This window comes from Syntrophales bacterium (assembly GCA_023229765.1).
Classification (GTDB): Bacteria; Desulfobacterota; Syntrophia; order Syntrophales; family UBA5619; genus DYTH01.
On the sequence record JALNYO010000002.1, the window covers coordinates 50,736 to 69,004 of the forward strand.

General features: G+C 57.1%; 9 protein-coding genes. 3 read left to right on the top strand and 6 right to left on the bottom strand.

Annotated features, from left to right (window positions below):
• Positions 1 to 8: 8 nt before the first annotated feature.
• The 6 genes from M0P74_02195 to M0P74_02220 form a co-directional block, all read right to left on the bottom strand.
• Entirely contained in the window at positions 9 to 266 is a 258-nt protein-coding gene (locus tag M0P74_02195; GenBank protein ID MCK9362403.1) for a hypothetical protein, read from the bottom strand.
• A gap of 2 nt (positions 267 to 268) precedes the next feature.
• Positions 269 to 1,717: a 4-hydroxyphenylacetate 3-hydroxylase family protein gene (locus M0P74_02200; protein MCK9362404.1), complete on the bottom strand. Its 1,449-nt coding sequence runs from the start codon at positions 1,715 to 1,717 to the stop codon at positions 269 to 271.
• Between the two features lie 215 nt (positions 1,718 to 1,932).
• A complete protein-coding gene (locus M0P74_02205) occupies positions 1,933 to 2,919 on the bottom strand; it encodes an inorganic phosphate transporter (protein ID MCK9362405.1) in 987 nt (328 codons plus the stop codon).
• A 2-nt stretch (positions 2,920 to 2,921) separates the two neighbouring features.
• Positions 2,922 to 3,551 (bottom strand): DUF47 family protein, encoded by a 630-nt coding sequence (locus M0P74_02210; protein ID MCK9362406.1) that lies wholly within the window; start codon positions 3,549 to 3,551, stop codon positions 2,922 to 2,924.
• A gap of 123 nt (positions 3,552 to 3,674) precedes the next feature.
• A complete protein-coding gene (gene ade / locus M0P74_02215) occupies positions 3,675 to 5,408 on the bottom strand; it encodes an adenine deaminase (GenBank protein MCK9362407.1) in 1,734 nt (577 codons plus the stop codon).
• Positions 5,409 to 5,432: 24 nt separating this feature from the next.
• Complete coding sequence (locus tag M0P74_02220; protein MCK9362408.1) at positions 5,433 to 7,127, bottom strand: DEAD/DEAH box helicase; 1,695 nt, start codon at positions 7,125 to 7,127, stop codon at positions 5,433 to 5,435.
• Positions 7,128 to 8,322: 1,195 nt separating this feature from the next.
• On the opposite strand from M0P74_02220, the gene M0P74_02225 reads away from it, so the two are divergent.
• The 3 genes from M0P74_02225 to M0P74_02235 all read left to right on the top strand — a co-directional run bounded on the left by M0P74_02225 (position 8,323) and on the right by M0P74_02235 (position 18,202).
• A complete protein-coding gene (locus M0P74_02225; GenBank protein ID MCK9362409.1) occupies positions 8,323 to 15,948 on the top strand; it encodes a hypothetical protein in 7,626 nt (2,541 codons plus the stop codon).
• Positions 15,949 to 16,531: 583 nt separating this feature from the next.
• Positions 16,532 to 16,792 carry a hypothetical protein gene (locus M0P74_02230; protein ID MCK9362410.1) on the top strand — a complete coding sequence of 87 codons (261 nt, stop codon included), beginning with the start codon at positions 16,532 to 16,534 and terminating at the stop codon, positions 16,790 to 16,792.
• 27 nt (positions 16,793 to 16,819) lie between these two features.
• A complete protein-coding gene (locus M0P74_02235; protein ID MCK9362411.1) occupies positions 16,820 to 18,202 on the top strand; it encodes a TolC family outer membrane protein in 1,383 nt (460 codons plus the stop codon).
• Positions 18,203 to 18,269: the final 67 nt, after the last annotated feature.

The following is an 18,269-nucleotide window of genomic DNA, read 5'->3' on the forward strand; positions in this document are numbered from 1 at the left end:
ATCGCCGCTTAGCGGCCATCCCTCGTTATCTTTATTTGTTCCACAGCAGAGTCAGCATCTTTGGGACTCGTTAGATACAGTTTCGGCAAGGCTGACTCCACCTTGGCGCAGGAGGTGGAACATCCACAGACAATCAGGATTTCTTCCGCATCTTCACTGTCAGCGGCAATAAACTCAGCCTTTTCGGCGAGCCGTTCCCGGAGGTCATCGACCAGCGCAACGCGGTCGTACTGGGCGCGGCAACCGCCGCAGTACTTAAGGCCCACTTTTATTTTTCTTTCTCGATCCCGCACAGGTACTTCGCTTTCTTCTGCTTCTGCTTCAGATTGATCAGCCGGGAAATCATGATCCGCTGGGCCTGGGGGGAGCCGGCGCCGTGCATGGATTCCGTCAGGTACCCGACAGCCGCCGTTCCCAGGGTGATGTTTTCGATAAGCCGCAGTATTCTCAGACGGTGCTCGGTGGGAACATCTTGTTTTGTTTTCAGATATTTGTCCACCCATTTGCCCACCACCGGCGAGTGGAGATCCTGAGCGGAGGGACAGGTTACCATCAGGCCGCCCGCGATGTCCTGGGAAAGTCTCGCTATTTCGTAAGGGAAACGCGTGACATTCTGCTTGTGGACGTTGGCCAGCAGAACATCGACGAGATATGTGCCAGACGGCTCTTTGTGCCCCTCCGCTGCGCAGGCAATGCAGCCGCAGAAAAGCGTTTCGTTCAAGTGATTCATCTCGACGATCTTGTCCTTTACATGGGAGGCCTTTTCCACGCCGTTGTACTCGGCAATGGTCTGGGTCGCCCCGATCAGCACATCGCCGACTCCTACCTTGCACGCGTAGCTCTGGCGATGGTAAGCGGCGAAATTTTCCACGAGCTGGGTGGTGAATTCATACTCCTTGTACATGAACACCCGCTCCCAGGGGACAAAAACCCTGTCGAAGACGACCAGCGCCTCGTGGCCTCCATAATGCATGTTGCCCCGATCGAAGGTCATCCCCTCGAGCTTGCGGGTATCGCAGGACTGCCGCCCCATGATATAAGTGATACCGGCGGTGTCGCTGGGAAGCGCAAACGATACGGCATAATCCCTGTCTTCCTCCCGCATGGTGAGGGTGGGCATCACGATGATCTCGTGGGAGTTTACCGCGCCGGTCTGGTGGGTCTTGGCGCCGCTCACCACGATGCCGTCTTTCCTCTCTTCCACGACATGCAGGAACATATCCAGATCGGGCTGCTGCGAGGGGGCGAGCGCGCGGTCGCCCTTGGGGTCGGTCATTGCGCCGGTGCAGACCAGGTCGTTTTCCTGAACGTACTCCAGATACGCCAGGAAGCGTTTGTTGTAGGCAGTGCCATACCTCGCGTCGAGCGCGTAGGTGGTGATCGACAGGGCGTTCAGGGTATCCATGCCGACGCAGCGCTGAAAACAGCAGGCGGTGAGCGACCCCAAAAGACGCCCCATCTTGCTTTTTTTCACCAGGTCTTCGACGCTCTGGTGGATGTGGGTGAACCGGTTGATCCGGTTGCCGGTGAGGTGGGAAGTGGCCGTCATGATGTCTTCGCATTCGGGTTTGAGGGCGCTTTCGTAGGTGGCGGCGACGGCGTTCATAGACGGCCGGATGATGGGATCATCAACGGGGTTTTCGACCTTCTTGCCGAACATGTAAACGTTCAACTTCAGTTTTCTGAGACTCTCCTCGTATTGACTTGCATTCATCATTTTGCCCATATTATCCTCCCTGCGCTGATTTATGAGTGATTATCGATGAAGATATTCGTTACGCAACAGTTTATTCAAGATTATCGTCAACCGGAGATAAAATTTCAGACCAGCGAATGTTCTTACGCGCGCCGTTTTCCAATTTGCACCATAACCAGTTATTCATCGGCGCGGAAGGTCTTGCGAGGGCGAACAGCGCCCGGTGAAAAAGGACTTCAGAAACGGGAGCTGATGGCGTATGTCGCAGCCGAGATCAGGGCGGCGCAGGGGATCGTTAAAAGCCACGCCCAGAGGATTTGGCCCGCCACTCCCCAGCGCACGGCGGTTAAGCGGCGCAGGGAGCCCACCCCCATAATCGAGCCGGTGATCGTATGCGTGGTGCTCACCGGAATGCCGAGGCTCGAAGCGAGAAAAAGACTGACCGCCGCGCCGGATTCGGCGCAAAAACCGTCAACTGGCTTCAGCTTGGCGACCTTCTGCCCCATGGTCTTGACTATCCGCCAGCCGCCGGACATAGTGCCGAGGGCTATGGCCCCGTGACAGGAAAGGACGACCCAGAGGGGGATATAAAACTTGTCTCCCAGCATCCCGGCGCTGAAGAGCAGACCGGCGATAATTCCCATGGTTTTCTGGGCGTCGTTGCCGCCGTGCCCTAAACTGTACAACGCCGCCGAAAGAAGCTGTCCTTTCCGGAAGATATGATCAACCTGGGAAGGCGCCTTCCTCCGGAAAATCCAGTGGACGGCGCTGCCAAAAACAAGGCCCAGAATAAGGCCAAGAAAGGGAGAGATAAAGATAAAGGCAACGGTTGTAAGAATCCCCTTCCACAAAAGAGCGCTTGTGCCCGATTTTACCAGCGCCGCGCCGATCATACCCCCCATGAGGGCGTGGGAAGAACTCGTCGGCAGCCCCACGCGCCAGGTAATGAGATCCCAGGCGCAGGCGCCGATGAGGGTGGCGAAGATAATATGGGAATCCATAATGGCGATATCGACAATTCCCTTGCCGATCGTCCCGGCGACATGCAAACCGAAGAAAAGGAAGGCGACGAAATTAAAAAAGGCGGCCCACATAACAGCCTGCCGCGGTGTCAGAACTCGCGTCGAAACAATCGTGGCGATTGAGTTTGCGGAATCATGAAATCCGTTTAGAAAATCAAATCCCAGCGCCAGGGCGATCAGAAGCAGAAGACTCCAATCCATTATCACCCCTGTTTAATCAGAATGGAGGCGGCAATATTTGCCACATCCTCGCACTTGTCCAGCACAGTTTCCGCTTCCATGTAAATGTCTTTCCATTTGATGACATGCATGGGATCGCTGGCATTCTCGAAAAGTTTGCTGAGAACCTCATCCCGTAACTGGTCGCCGAGATTCTCCAGCCGGTTTACCTCGATGCAGCAGGTTGAAATCTTGGTTGACTGCTTCAAATCCCGCAGGCCTCGCACCGCGTTGGCAAGGTTGTCAACCGACCTCTCGATCAGCTCGGCAAATCTCATCAGATCTTCACTTTTTACGTCGTTGAGCTTGTAGAGAAGCATACGGTTGGTCATAGCCTGGATCAGATCAATCACGCTGTCAAATTCATGGGCCAGCGAGTAGATGTCTTCACGGTCAAAAGGGGTGACAAAAGTCCGGTTCAGGCGGTCGATGATTTCATGCGTTACCTCATCGCAGTTCTCTTCGATGCAGTGCATCTTCTCGATTGCCTGATGGTCAAAGGTTCCGGCCGTAGCAAAATTACTGAAACAACGGGCAGCATCTATGGCATGGGCGGCCATCTGATCGAACAGACCGAAAAACAGGTATTCTTTGGGAAGCAGGCTGAATTTCATCTATTTTCACCTAATTTTAATAAAGGCTAAAGTAAAAGGGCAAAGACTCCTTCCTCTTTCCGCGGCCCTGTATAGATGATTTTTCTTCGTGAGGCAAGAACAAAATCATCTTGTTTTTTCCCATCAGGCGTCTGCAAAAATCGCAACGTGACGAAAGAGATTCACGTCAACAAGTCCCCGGTCGGTCAAGCGGAGTTCCGGGATAACCGGCAGGGCAAGGAAGGAAAGGGCCATAAACGGCTCGGGAAGCCCCGACCCCAGTTCGTGGGCCGCGCGGCGCAGCTCCTGCCAGCTTGCGGCAACCTCGGCAAGCGGAGCATTTGCCATAAGCCCGGCTATCGGCAGCGCCAGACTGGCCAGAACCTGCCCCTGGCAGACGGCAGTCATGCCGCCATTCATTTTTTCTATCGCCTTGACGGCCGCGAACATCTCTTCGTCGTCGCAGCCGACAACGATTATGTTGTGGGAATCATGGGCAACCGATGAGGCAAGCGCCCCTCTTTTCAGGCCAAAGCCGCTGACAAAGCCGATTCCGATATTGCCCGTGCGCTGATGCCTTTCAAAGACGGCCAGCTTGAGGATATCCCGGTCGACATCGGAAACGACTGTCCTGCCTGCAATTTTCGGAGCGACGGTTAGCTGTTTTGTCAATATCTGCTCCGGAACCAGACCGATCACCCTGATTTTGCCCTCTGCCTCCGGAACGGCAAGGGCGCCCGGTGCAAACGGCCGGATATTTATCCGGCCCATCTTCCCCGGCTGAGCCTTAGCGGCCGTCGCTGTTGTTTCGACCGGCAATCCCCCCTGAGCAAATACGATCCGTCCTTCCTTGATGACGCTGCGAATGCAAAGGGGCGCAAGCGACGAAAGGATCAGCAGATCGGCTTTGTATCCCGGGGCAACGGCGCCGACGTCGCGCCTGCCGAAGTAACGGGCCGTGTTGCAGGTAACCATCCGAATCGCAGAAACAGGATCCAGCCCCTCTTCCACCGCCAGGTTGACAAGGTGGTCGAGGTGACCCTGCGCGAGCAGATCATGGGGATGCAGATCATCGGTAGCAAGGGAAAAATGGCAAATGTTATCTTTATTTACGAGGGGCAGCAGGGTCTTGAGATTCTTCGCCAGCGTCCCCTGACGGATCATGATGTGCATCCCCAGCCGCAGTTTCTCGCGCGCCTCGGCAAGATCGCTGCACTCGTGATCGGAGTGGATGCCGGCGGCTATGTAGGCGTTCAGGTCCCGGCCGGAAAGAAGCGGGGCATGGCCGTCGCAGACGGCGCCGCTAAAGGCAATCAATTTTTCCAGCGCCTCATTGTCCCCATTTATGACCCCCGGATAATTCATCATCTCGGCCAGGCCAAGCACCCGCTTATGCCGACGCAACGTTTGCAGAGCGGCGACAGAAAGAACGGCCCCGGACGTCTCCAGGCCGGTCGCCGGGACGCAGGAGGGAAGCATGAAATAGATATCGACGGGAAGACGCCGCGCGGCATCCATCAGGAACCGTATCCCCTCAATTCCCATAACATTGGCTATTTCATGGGGATCGGCCATAATCGCCGTCGTCCCATGTTTTATAACGGCCTTCGCCAGCTCCTGCGGGGAAAGCATCGTGCTTTCCAGATGCATGTGGGCGTCGATAAATCCCGGCGCGATATAACAGCCGGTTGCGTCAATCACCCGGGCGCCTTCGTAGCTGCCAACACCGGCGATGATGCCGTCATACAACGCGACATCGGCAGTTATGATCTCGCCGGAAAATACATTGACAACCCGCCCCCCTTTCAGAACGAGTTCCGGTTCTTTAAGTCCACGAGCCACGCCAATCAGATTTTTCAACCGTTCGCGCTTTCTCATCGCACCCCGTATCGTTTATCCGGCCTAAGCCCTGGCCATCGTAAATGACTGTTTGCGGATCGAGTAGCGGCCCGCGTTCGCCAGCACCTTGCCGACAAACTGCTCGGGCACATCTACCAGCGTATGATCGTACTGGATGTAAATCTTGCCGAGTTGCGAGCCGGGGATATCGGCCTGATAGGAAAGCGCGCCCACCACATCCGCCGGGCGGATGCCGTGCGTCTTGCCGATGTTCATCGAAAGGCTCACCATCCCCGCTTCCCGGGAAACCTTTTTGTCTTCCCGCGGCAGCGTTGTCCGCGACCCGCTCCGGGAATCCGCATGGTCGGCCGGGCGCTCTCGCCGCAACGGGGTTCTCCGGCCAGGCCTGTCGGCGCCGGAGCGCTCCCGGGAAATTTCAATAACTTCCGCAACCGGAGCCACCGGACGCATCTTTTCATCGGCCCGGGCAATCTTGATGGCAACCGCGGCCAAATCAAACACGTCGGCGCCTTCCGCCACGAGCTTCTCGACAATCATGCGTTCCTGCTTGCAGCGGCCGCGCTTCAGCCAGAACAACAATTTTTCAACAAGCTCACCCTGGCGGCGGGCCATAATTTCTTCGACGCCGGGCAATGTTGATTTTATCAGCGTCTGATGGATAAAAGCCTCCACATTGTGCAGTCGGCGCTTCTCCGCGGGCGTTACCAGCGTAATGGCAATGCCCGTGTGGCCGGCGCGGCCCGTGCGACCGACTCGATGGATATAAATCTCGGGATCTTCGGACAAATCGTAGTTAAAAACATGGGAAATGCCTTCAATATCAAGCCCGCGCGCGGCAACGTCAGTCGCCACCAGCACCTTGATCTGGCCGGCGCGGAAGCGGTTCAGCGTGCTCTCGCGGGATTCCTGGCTCAAATCGCCGTTCAGGGCCTCGGAGGCAAACCCGCGATTGGTCAGCTCCGCCGCCAGATCGCGAGTCCCAAGTTTCGTGCGGGCAAAAATCAGGGCGGAGGTTATCTCTTCCACCTCAAAAAGGCGGGTGAGCGCGGCGGTCTTGTCGGAGTGATTCACCATGTAATAGCGCTGCTCGATGGCGGCAACCGTCATCTGTTCGCGCCCGATCGTCACCGCTTGCGGCTCGCGCATGTACTTCTTGGCAAGCTTGCGGATAGGGGCAGGCAAAGTAGCCGAGAACAAAGACGTCTGGCGTTCAGCCGGCATGGCGGACAGCAGGGCCTCGATATCTTCAATAAATCCCATCGAAAGCATTTCATCGGCTTCATCGAGAACGACGGTACGGACCTCGCTCAGGTTAAGGGCGCCGCGATTGAGAAGATCCAAAAGTCGGCCGGGCGTCCCGACGACAACATCAACACCACGTTTTAATTGGCTTAACTGACGCTCATAAGAGGCGCCGCCGTAAATAGCAACAACCCGCACCTTGCAGAACTGCCCGAGACCGGTCATGGCCTCTGCCACCTGCAGGGCCAGTTCGCGGGTCGGCGCCACAACAAGGGCCTGCGGGAGGCGACTGCCTGTCTGTAAATTGTTCAGGATGGGGAGTGCAAAGGCAGCGGTTTTGCCGGTGCCGGTCTGCGCCTGGCCGATAGCATCAATGCCGGCAAGCATGAGCGGTATGATCCCCGACTGAATGGGGGTAGGCTCGGTATAGCCAAGCGCGGAAACCGCCTGCGTAAGCTCGGGGCGCAGGTGTAGATCAATAAATTGTGAAGTCATTTTCTTCCTTTCGTCTTGTTGTCCAGAATTACCAGGTTCGACATCCCGGATAATACTGGATGGTTACGAGACTCTTGTTTCAATGACTCCGCAATGCTCTTGCCAACACCAGGCCTTCCTCGCGGAAGAAACCCGCCCAACAAAAATGCCCGACCGTCGGAGCGCCGGGCAAAACCTCGGAATTTTTAAAACAACGTCCCAATGCAATGGATCTTCTACTATGCCGGATCTTCAAAAAACCACTCCGACGAGCGGATGTATATGAGGAATGCCCCTGTTTGTCAAGGGAATTGTTCTTAATTATTGAAAAAGCCCTGTACTCAGGTGATTAACTCATTCGTACCGCAAATGCAGATACCGCCCCTTTTCCAGTAGACAATTTAGCCATAGCCGGCGCTCGCACGCAAATCCGGATTAAATAATCCTTATTCCACGTCACAATGCTAACTTACATTTTTCTTGAGTATTCTTAAAAGAGGCGGCTCCTGCCTGTTGATCCTAATGATTACCGAGCGGCCAGAACTATATAAGCGTTTACTTTCCTTAGGGAGGACCTTCTATCGTTTGCTTCGCACTATATCCGCGATTCTTCAGCGCTTCCACAACAGCGGGGGTAGAAGTCTTTGCATCATCAATGATAATGTTCACAGCATCACCACCGGGAAAAGTCACCTTGGCCACACCCTCTACTGTCTTGAGGATAGCCATCTCCTTTTAACATTCAAACTTTACGAGTGGGCTATATCAAATATCCAGAGTCACTTTATGGCACTACAAAACACTTTTCCGCCCCACTGTCAACGTAAATCACTGTAATCACTCATTGCAAAATCTGAAAAAACCGAAAAATGGCTCGTTTTTAAAAATTTCGTCATGAATTTGGGTTAGCCGTGGGGAAGGGAGAGGAAAGCAAAAATCGCTTGCTAAAGCCACGGCGACAGGTGTAGAATGCCGCCGAGATTCGGGAAGCGGTGTTTTCAGGAACATGTTAACCCTCGTCCAACCAGAATTTTCCGGAATTGCGGACAATTTTGAATCCTCCTTTTCGCCTCTTCGTCCGTTCTCCGGCACAACTTCGTTTTAGAAAACAGGCAGTTTCATTGACAATAAATCCGCACGGAGAGCGCGTCCCTCGGGGTCGGCCTTTACTTGCGCCAGTCTTCGTGCCCCGCCTTGATACAGGGAGGTAGATGCGATGACATCCAGGAAGAAGTCAGGCCGGCAGAATGTTTCCTTGTTTATCACGTTTTTCCTGTCCTCTTGCCTGACATCGCTGACGATGTCGGCGTACGCCCAGGTACAGGAGAGAATCGATGCGAGTTCCGCAGGAGTTTTTGCCGCGGGCGGCTCCTGGAACCCTTCGATCTCCAAAGACGGCGTGCATGTAGCCTTCTATTCATGGGCAAGCAATCTGGTGGATGATGACACTAACTCCATCGCGGACATTTTCGTCCGTAACCGGACAACCGGTGTGACAGTCAGGGCAAATGTAGCTACCGACGGAACTCAGGCCGACGACATCTCCGAAAACCCGTCTCTTTCCGGCGACGGCCGTTTTGTCGCTTTTCAGTCGAAGGCAACCGTGGCCACTCAACTGGCGAAAGACGTCGCGTTTGTCGAAGACAGCTATCATGTCTATCTGCGGGATCTCGGCAACAATCAAACCATATTGGTCAGTAAAAACCTGCCGGGACGGGAAATCGGCGCCGGTTATTCCTATCGTCCCAGGGTGTCATTCGACGGTCGTTACGTGGTGTTCGATTCCTGGGTTGTCCATCAGTTCGAGGGAGATCCCTACTACAAATACGATGTTTTTCTTTACGATCGGCAGACGGATTCACTGATCCTGGTCAGCAGGAATGTTTCCGGAACACAGGGAAATGGAAGCGATCAGGGCCCGGACATCACGGGCGACGGTCGTTACGTGGTTTTCGAGAGCCAATCGACCAATATCGTTTCCAATACCCTGGATGGAACGACTTCACACCTCATCCGGCGCGACCTGCAGACCGGCGAGAATCTGCTGGTCTCGGTCAACTCCGAGGGGACGCCGGCGGACAAGAGCTGTACCGAGCCAAGAATTTCCGACGATGGGCGTTATGTGACATTCAGATCCTATGCAACAAACCTTGTTTCCGGAACGGCGAACGGCAAGCAGCATCTCTTCATCAAGGATCTTGTCACGAACGAGGTGAGGCGAATTACGCAAAATTCCTCTGGCGATCCGGGAGACCTCAACAGTTTTGACGCGGCGATCTCTCCCGATGGCCGTTTTGTCGCATTCCAGTCAGCAGCGGGCAATCTGACGGATCAATCCGAGTATGGCGTTGGTCACGAGTATCTCTACGACCTGGAAAAGAACGAACTGAGGTTGCTGGACATCAACGCCGCGGGGGCGGTAGGCAACAATGACGTATTCACGGCAAACGATATTTCCGAGGGGGGCCGTTATGTCGTATTCGACTCGGAAGCAACCAATCTCGTTGCCAATGATCCGGTTGATTACAATGATGGCATATACCTCGCCCTGGGAAGCGTCTCGGAAGACTGGTCGATCGGTCCCAAGGGAACGATCGGCGGCTGGCGCAACGATGTCGCCATATCGGGCAATATCGTTGCGGTCGCCGAGGGGAAGGGGGTAAGCCTTTACGAGATCAGCGGCGAGACGCTGGTGAAAAAATCGACCCTCTCCCTTTCCATCGAACCGACGGCGATTGCGATTAGCGGAACGAAACTCTACGGCGCCTCGGGGCCATGGGAAGATGCCCCGCTGTTTTTCGTCGCCGACATCACGAACCTCTCTTCTCCCTCCGTACTGGGTTCATGTACGGCATCCTGTCCGAACCACGGCAGCCTGATTGCAGCCGGAGATTATGTCTATATGTCGGCCCTATCCGGAGATTCTTGGGTTGTCAATGCCATAGCTGCCGTTGATGTAAGCAATCCGTCTGCCCCGGTCGCGCAGGGGAACCTTGCTCTCGGCGACGGAGTTATCGCCAATGCCTTTACGATCGATGGAGACCGTCTCTATCTCCAGGGGAGTCTCAACGGTGCACCGATGTTTTTCGTCTATGCTCTTTCGAGTCCGCTGGCCCCTGCAAAAACGGGCGAACTGGCTGCCGGAGTCAGCGAGACGAGCCAGGGTCTCCATGCCAGCGGTGACCTGGTTTACAGTGCCATCGGGTCCAAGGGGGTGCGTGTTGTCGATGTTTCGTCTCCTGAAAACCCGCTTCCGAGGCACCAGTTCACGATTGTTGAGGGGACGACAGCGCTGACGGTCGGCGATGTCTATGCCACAGGAAATACTCTGTACGTTGCCGCCGGAAACGGCGGAACGGTTGTTTTCAATGTCACCGACCCCATGAATCCGATCCGCCTCGGGGCCGTGCCGATGAAAGGTACGTTCCGGGTGACGGGATCCACCGGCGGGGTCGTGGCGATGGCGGGCGAAGGGGACATTGCCGTGCAGAAGATCGGTATGGCCGGTGCGACACCGGTTTCCCAGGGCGGAGCGGCGAGCCCTATGGTCCCCTCCGCGCCACTGGCCGTCGGAAACCGTCTCTATCTCGGTGGGGACGGGCTTTTCATTTACGATATCACTGATCCGGCGTTACCGGCGTTGTTGAGCGTAAACGCCGCCTGGCGTTATTTTACCCCGCTTGCGGCGACGGATAACACACTGGTTGGGCTTTCTGCGGCTCCTGATTTCTGGACGAAAACGATCCTTTCCGTCATCGATGTTTCCAACCCGGAAAACCCGGTTGCGCGCGGCAGTTACACGACCGGCGACGGGAATTTCGTCGCCGGCGCGGTAGCCGGGAACATTGCCTATCTTGCCCGCAACAAGCCGGATGCAGAGATCGTGGATTTTTCGGACCCCGCCAATCCCCTGAAAATTGGGATGCTGCCGTTCAGCAGCACTTCCGGGAGCCTCGATATAGCCGCCGCCGGGAATATTGCCTGCATCGCCGGTCAGACCGAAAATGGCTACCGTGTCCATATATTCGACGTGACGACTCCCGCGTCTCCGGTGTTAAAATCGGAGCTTACCCCACCCGGTGGAACGATCCGCCTGTGGCTTGCCGGAAGTACGCTGCTGGTTTCCTCCAATACAGGAACAGGCAACAGCGTCGAGGCGTTCGACCTGACCGATCCGGCGAACCCGGAAAAGGCAGGTGCGATCACCGTCCCGCTTGACGCTGAGGATATTGCCGCGCTTCTCCAGGAAGGCCAGGAACCGATAGTTCTTCTGGCCAAGCCCGGTGGCAGTGTCCATACCTATGGCTACAGTCCGTCGTCCGGCGTTTTTTATGCCGGGCCGGTCTGTCATTCTCCCTATTCGCACCAGGTGATGGTTTCCCAGACTCCGAACAGAACAGGAGGCTACACCGTTGCCACATCCGATGAATCCTACGGACTCTACACCCAGGAGATCACGCGCACGCCCTCCACCTGCTGCCTGACGACGGAGGTTTCCCCGGCCCAGGCGGCGGCGGAAGGCTGTACGGCCGCACCGGCGAAGGTCGATCCGGTCGATTGCGGAGGGACGGTCGATGTGACGGCGACGGCCAAGGAGCCTTGGTATTTCAAGGAGTGGACTGGCGCGGCGACGGGGGCGAGTCCGTCCGCCACAGCCACGGCGACGGGGCGCTGTTCGGTTGCCGTCGCAAATTTCGTCAAGCCGACGCTGACGCTCACGGCGGGTGTGCAGAACCCCGGCGCCTACGCCGAATTCTACGGGATTACCGGAGAATATGCCTACGCGAACGGGCGGACGAACGTCCCAGTCATCCACGTCGTGCTGACGGCCAACGATGTCGATGACTGGCTGGCGACCGCCATGACCTTCATGACATCGGGCACGGGCAACGAAAAGGAGGATGTCGCCGAGGCGAGGCTCTATCTGGGGAATATCGGCGGGACGCTTCTCGGGACGAAGACGTTTACCGACGACAACGGCAATCTGAGTTTCAACTTCACCGTCAATATCCCCAAGTCGAGCAGCGTGTCGATGATCCTCGTCTATGACTTCAAACCGGAGCGGGCCTTTCCCTGCAACAACTACAGCGCCAAACTCGACATGGCCCATGTGACCGCCATCCCGGTGAACTATCCTCCCGGCCAGAAGCTTCCCGTGCCTCCCCTCGGCGTTACGGGCGGCCCCAGCACCATCAAGCGGGGCGATGTCGTGATCGACGACGGCGACCGTCAGTACGGCCAGCCGGAGGACCAGCAACATCCGAATCCGCCGCCCTTGGAAAAGAAGCTCAAGACAAGACTCAAATGGCAGCCTCCCGCGACGGTGGAGTACATACAATACGAGATCAGCTCCGCGCTGGCCTGGGGCGGGTTCCTCGAGGGGGTGCGCGGCCAGCGGAAGGTCGAGCAGCCCGTCAACGCGGAGGGGTACGCCGAGGCGTCGATGACGCTCGGCACGGCGAAGGGGCACGACAACCCCTACGCCGTCGTGGTGGATCAGAAAAACAGGGGCGCCGCCTGCTATTCCAGCTATGCCCGTTCGGTTTTCACCGAATGGGGAATGGGCGTTGAACTCCCGACCAACGCCCGATACGACGGCACCGCCGACGGCGGTGAGGACGGTTTCGGTACCTTCCTCAACATGATTCAACTGGAAAACGACTTCATTGTGACCGTTACGATGGCGCCCGAGAACTTCGCGGAGATCAAAGAGGTGAATTTCCAGTTGGGTTCCCTTCTTCACGCGCAGGGGACTTCTCTGGGCAACAACCAGTACAAGGCCACCTTTGACCTGAAACACTTCAACGGCCCGACCCCGCTTACGATCACTTGCGTCTTGAACCGAAACGGGGAGCAGATCACCGCCGAGGAGCGCTACATGGTCAAAATCATTCCCCTGCCTTCATGGGTGAACGCGGTAGGCGAGATCTGCGACGGGAGTTCCTTTGTCAAGGAATTCGTCGGCGAGGACGAGGCGTACAAGCTCACGTTCAACTACCCGACCAACTTCGCCTGGAGCGACTACGTGCCGGGCGACGTCGGGATGCTGGGCGGACTGAACAACAAACTCGATATCGAATTTTCCGCCGAGGCGCTCTATCGGATCGACGAGACGAGTACGTTCGGGGCGACGGTGAAGGGGAAGCCGACGATCCTCGGCAAGGAGTTCGATCTGGAAGGGGGGCTGTCGGGAGACTTCGACCCGAATTTCGCCTTCCAGCGCGGGACCGGCAACCTTCGGGCGAGTTTCGGCTTCGATCTGCCCGAAAAGGGCTATTCGAAGACGTTTCTCGTCTATGGCGTTCCGATCACCGCCGCCGTCGATCTGAGCGGGAACGTCGAGATCTTCGTCCGGGGGGCGGCGGTGCTGAACCGGCAGCTCGAGTTCGAGGAGATCACCGTGGCGCCCGGCACGACGGTCACCGGCAACATCACGATATCGCTTTCGGCCGTGTTCGGCCTGGCGAAGATTTCCGCCACGGGTTCGCCGTCCGTGACGCTGGAAATCGAGATGAAATACACCTCGGCCAACGGAACGAACACGACCTGGCGCGGAGAGGTCGTGGTTCCCATAACGGTGGTCGGGTCGATCTTCTGGGGAGTGGGCAGTGCGGAACTCTGTTCGGTGACGCTGGGGCCGTGGACGTTCGGAAGCGGCGCCGCGCCGCAGGCTTTCCGGTCGCCGATGGGGGCGGGGGCCGCCGCGCCGCGTTTCCTCTCCTCCCAGTCGCTGGCCGTTGACGCCACCGGCAGAAGGATGCTGGTCTGGACGGACGACGCCGCGCCGGATCAGCCGTCCCCGAACGCCGAGCTGTACTACCGTTTCCATAATGGAACGGATTGGGGCGAGAAGGGGCCGATCACCGGCTCAACCACACCGAACGCGGAGTGGGAGACCGACCCGGCCGCGGTCTTTCTGGGAAGCGGGACGGCCCTTGCCTGCTGGACGGCCAACAAGGGAGCGCCGACGCTGAATAACCTCAACGAGATTCTCGCCGCGCAGGATATCGCCTGTTCCGCCTGGAGCGGAACGGCCTGGAGCGCCGCGCAGAAGATCATTGACGATGACCAGGCGGACGGAACGGCGACCATCGCCTATGACGCCGTCAACAACAGGGCCGTCGCCGTCTGGGTACACAACGCCGACGCGCAGAAAGACGCGATGAAACGGACGAGCTGGAACCTGAAGTACGCGCTCTTCGATCCATCGATTCCCGGATGGACGCAGGCGGCGGATGTGCCCGGGACGGAGTCCGGCGCCGACATGATGCCCGCCGTCAGCGTGGATGCGAGCGGAAACCCCGTTCTCGTCTGGGCGCGGGACGACGACGGGATTTACTTCACCGAAAACGAGAAGGGAGCGAACGACGAGCCGGTTGTCAAAAACGGGACCACCATCGCCTCGGCGGATAACCTCGACAGCCGCATCCTCTGGTCGAAGTGGTCGGGTTCGTCCTGGAGCGCTCCCGCGGCTGTTGCTTCGGGCGACAAAGCGACGAGGCTTGCCCCGTCGATCGCCCCGTCTCCGGGCGGCCAGGCGCTCGCCGTCTGGACGGAGAAGGAACCGGGAAAGAAAAACAGCATCAAATACGCAGTTTTTGACACAAGCGCCGGGTTATGGACGACGCCGGGTCTGGTCGTGGAAAGTTCCCAGTTTCTGGAGGAGCCCGAGGCGGTTGTCGATGCAACCGGCAAGGTGACGGTGATCTGGAAGGGCTATACGAAGGGCGGCGGCGCGCTCTTCTCCTCGACGGGGCAGATGGCCGCCGCGATTGTCTGGTCCGAGCCGAAGCAGATCACGGCCAATGACGCGATCCAGTGGCAGTTGGTCGCCGTTGTTGACAAGGACAACAGGATCCTGACCTCCTGGAGCGAGTACGACGCGGTGACCGGCAAGCCGGTGACGTCCGGCGGTTTCGGAAGCGCCGGAAACGTGGTCGATCCGAATCCGGGATCGGCGACGCTGGCCGGGACGTATTCCGACCGGGCCGTCGATGCGAACAGTGACGGGCTCTACGAGGCCGTCGAGGTCTCCGTCGATGCGACCATCGTTCTTGCCGGGAATTACGAGGTGCGGGGAAAGCTCTTCAAGGATGGAAAGTTCCTTGTCCGGGCGGTGTCCGTCCGGGACGGCCTGAGCGTCGGCAAGCAGACCTTTGCGCTCCTTTTCCCCGGCGCGGTTCTGGGCGACAGGGGCGCTGGCGGGCCTTACCAGCTTCGGGACGTCGTCCTGATCGATAGAAACGGAACCGCGATCCGCATCGATGGCGCCGGGACGCCCTACGCGACGACCGGGATGTACGATCCGGCGAAGTTCGCGCCCGGTCCGCTGAAGCTCGACAAGACGCGCTACATCGGAACCGGCGCCCGGGCGGTCGTCACGCTGACGGATCCGTCGCGAAACACGAACAGTGAAACAATCCAGACAGCCGCGGTGCGGGTCGCAAGCGCCCTAGATCCGACAGGCTTTTTGTTGACGCTGACCGAAACGGGCGTCGCGACCGGCGTCTTTACCGGAGAGGTCGGCTTCAGCCTGACGGCCAGCAATGCCGATCAGAAACGGATCCACGTCGGCGATCACGCGCTCCTTCAGGTGATCCATGACGATTCCGTTCTGGATTACCGGTGGGTGGCGGCGGCGCCGTGGGTCATCGGCGGCAGCGGGGATCTCAACGGCGACGGCTTGCTGGATATGGCGGACGCGGTGCTGGCGATGCAGGTGATGACGAAAAAGATCAACGCGGGAACGGTCGTCATGAAGGCGGCGGGTGTCGGCGGCAGGGAGGAGATCGGTTCCGACGACGCGCTCTACATTCTCCAGAAGAACGCCGGTCTCCGATAGGCAATTCCGGTAAACGGGGCATGATGCAGTTTGATACAGTGATGTCCGGTTAAGAATTTGCATGTGATTGCTCCCGGTTTGGCGGGGGATGAATCTCGCCGCCGCCAATATTTGCAACGATATCCTCAATGGTCATTTCGTTGCGGATATTAGAAGAAACTGCTCTTTTCGATGCCGCCAGCGGGAGCAATGCACTGCCTGGCAAAATCATCTTCTTTCAGCAAGGGTGTAATCCTGGTAAAAATGGAACCTGAAGGGAGATGTGCGCCATAATTATGCCATATCATTAGATTTATTAATAAAATGCAGCGCTTGCTTTGAATAATGGCAATTTAAAAGGCCACGTCAGAGCTTAATGGGCTTAATAGGATTTTTTTAGCTGTTGCGACCAGAAAAACTGCTCCGCCAAATTCAATCGCGGATTTCGGGCCCACAAACATTGCGAGAATGATTTGTTGACAACGGTTCTGTTATCGGTTAGTAAAATCCGCAGGCCGCTTTGAGAAGCAGTAGCCATCATAATTCATTTTTGTTATCAATGCCATTCCTTGCTTCGAACGGCGCCATCGATTTTCCGGCGGCCATGCGTGACCCGCGATGCAGGAGCAGTGCGCCCGCAATTGCCCGCTCCCTGCAGGGCAGCTATCGACCGGAGCATCTGTTCAGCCTGCAAAAGGCCGTCGGACTCTACGAGTTTCATCAAGAGAAGATTACCGACTGTGAACGGCAGATCCTGGAGCAGTTGAGGCGCTCTCAATGCCCGGGAACCGGGGGCCAAGTTGGTCGCCGGAAAAGGGTCAGCAATACCAGCATAAAATCAATAATTGAATGTACTTGGAGTTAGGCAGACTCGGGAGGTAATAACGAAGATATGAGACGCGATCATAGCAGTGTGAGTGCATCGTTTACTCTCATCGGTCCGGGGGCTTTCGCGTTGATGCTGGCCATGCTGTTTTGGCTTCCCGCGCAATCCGCTCAGGCCGAGGGCATCCTGGACGTATACAAAATGGCTTTGGAGAAGGACGCCAGTTTTATCGGCGCCCAGTTCAGTCACGAAGCCTCAAAGGAAACCCTGACACAGGCTTGGGCCGCTTTTCAACCAAAGATTTCAGCAGAGGGGAAATACACCAGAACCGCCCAGAAAATCATCAGTAGCGACAACACCGTTTATGGTCAAGGATCCTCCACTTTTCCAACCAAGGAATATTCGCTGTCGCTGGTACAGCCTCTTTTCAACAAAGCCTCTCTTGCCAATCTCTCCCGCGCAAAGGCACGGCTGAAGGGTGCGGACATGGACATGGAGGTGGCCAGGCAAGACCTCATTGTTCGCATCGCCAAGGTCTATTTGGGGGTGCTTGCTGCACGCGACAGACTTGCCCTGGCCAGGACCGAGGAGGCTGCGGTCGGTCTCCACTATGAGCTGGCATCAGAAAAGTTCAAAATGGGGCTCACGCCCAAGACTGATTATCTCGACGCAAAATCGCGCATAGCGGAGATTCGGGCAAACAGGATCGCCGCGGAAAGTGCCACGGATGACGCCCACCAGGCCCTGCGGGAGGTAACGGGAAAGCTGATTGTGTCTCTTGCCGCGCTCCGCGAAGATTTGCCCATGAAATATCCGGCGCCGGGTAATGTCGAAGCCTGGATCGACGGAGCCGTGCAACAGAATCCTTCTCTCGAAGCGCAACGACAGGCTGTGGAAGCGGCACGTCGGGAATACGAACGTCAGTGTGCAGGGCACTATCCACTGCTGAATCTGGAGGCCGGTTACACTTACAATGAAGCTGATGGCACTGTTTTCGGCGGCGGGAGCCAGGTGGAGTCAACTAACGTCTTGTTGCGGCTGAATATTCCCCTTTTTGAAGGAGGAATTACCAATTCCCGTTCGCGGGAGGCCTACAATCTTTATCAGGCAGCCCTCCAGGAACAGGAGCGCCAGCTAAGGGCGCTGCAAAAGGAGACGCGGGCCGCCTATTCCGGCGTGGTCAACGCAATGGAGCGGGTGAAAGCCCTGCAGGAAGCCGTTGAATCCCGAGAGCTTGCGCTGCAGGCCAAACAAGATGGATATAAATCAGGGCTTTTCATCCTGCTGGCGGTTCTGGATGCGCAGCGGGATCTTTCCCTGACGAAGCAGGACTATGCAATGGCCCGGTATGATTATGTCATGAACAGCCTGCGGTTAAAAAAGGCTTTCGGAACGTTGGCCGAACGCGATATCGTTGCCGTCCAGGGATGGCTGGCAGACAAGCAGTGATTTGTTGGGTTTTTCATCCCCGTTCGTAGATCCGTAAACCAAAAGGCAGGAACGGGCATGTCGGCTT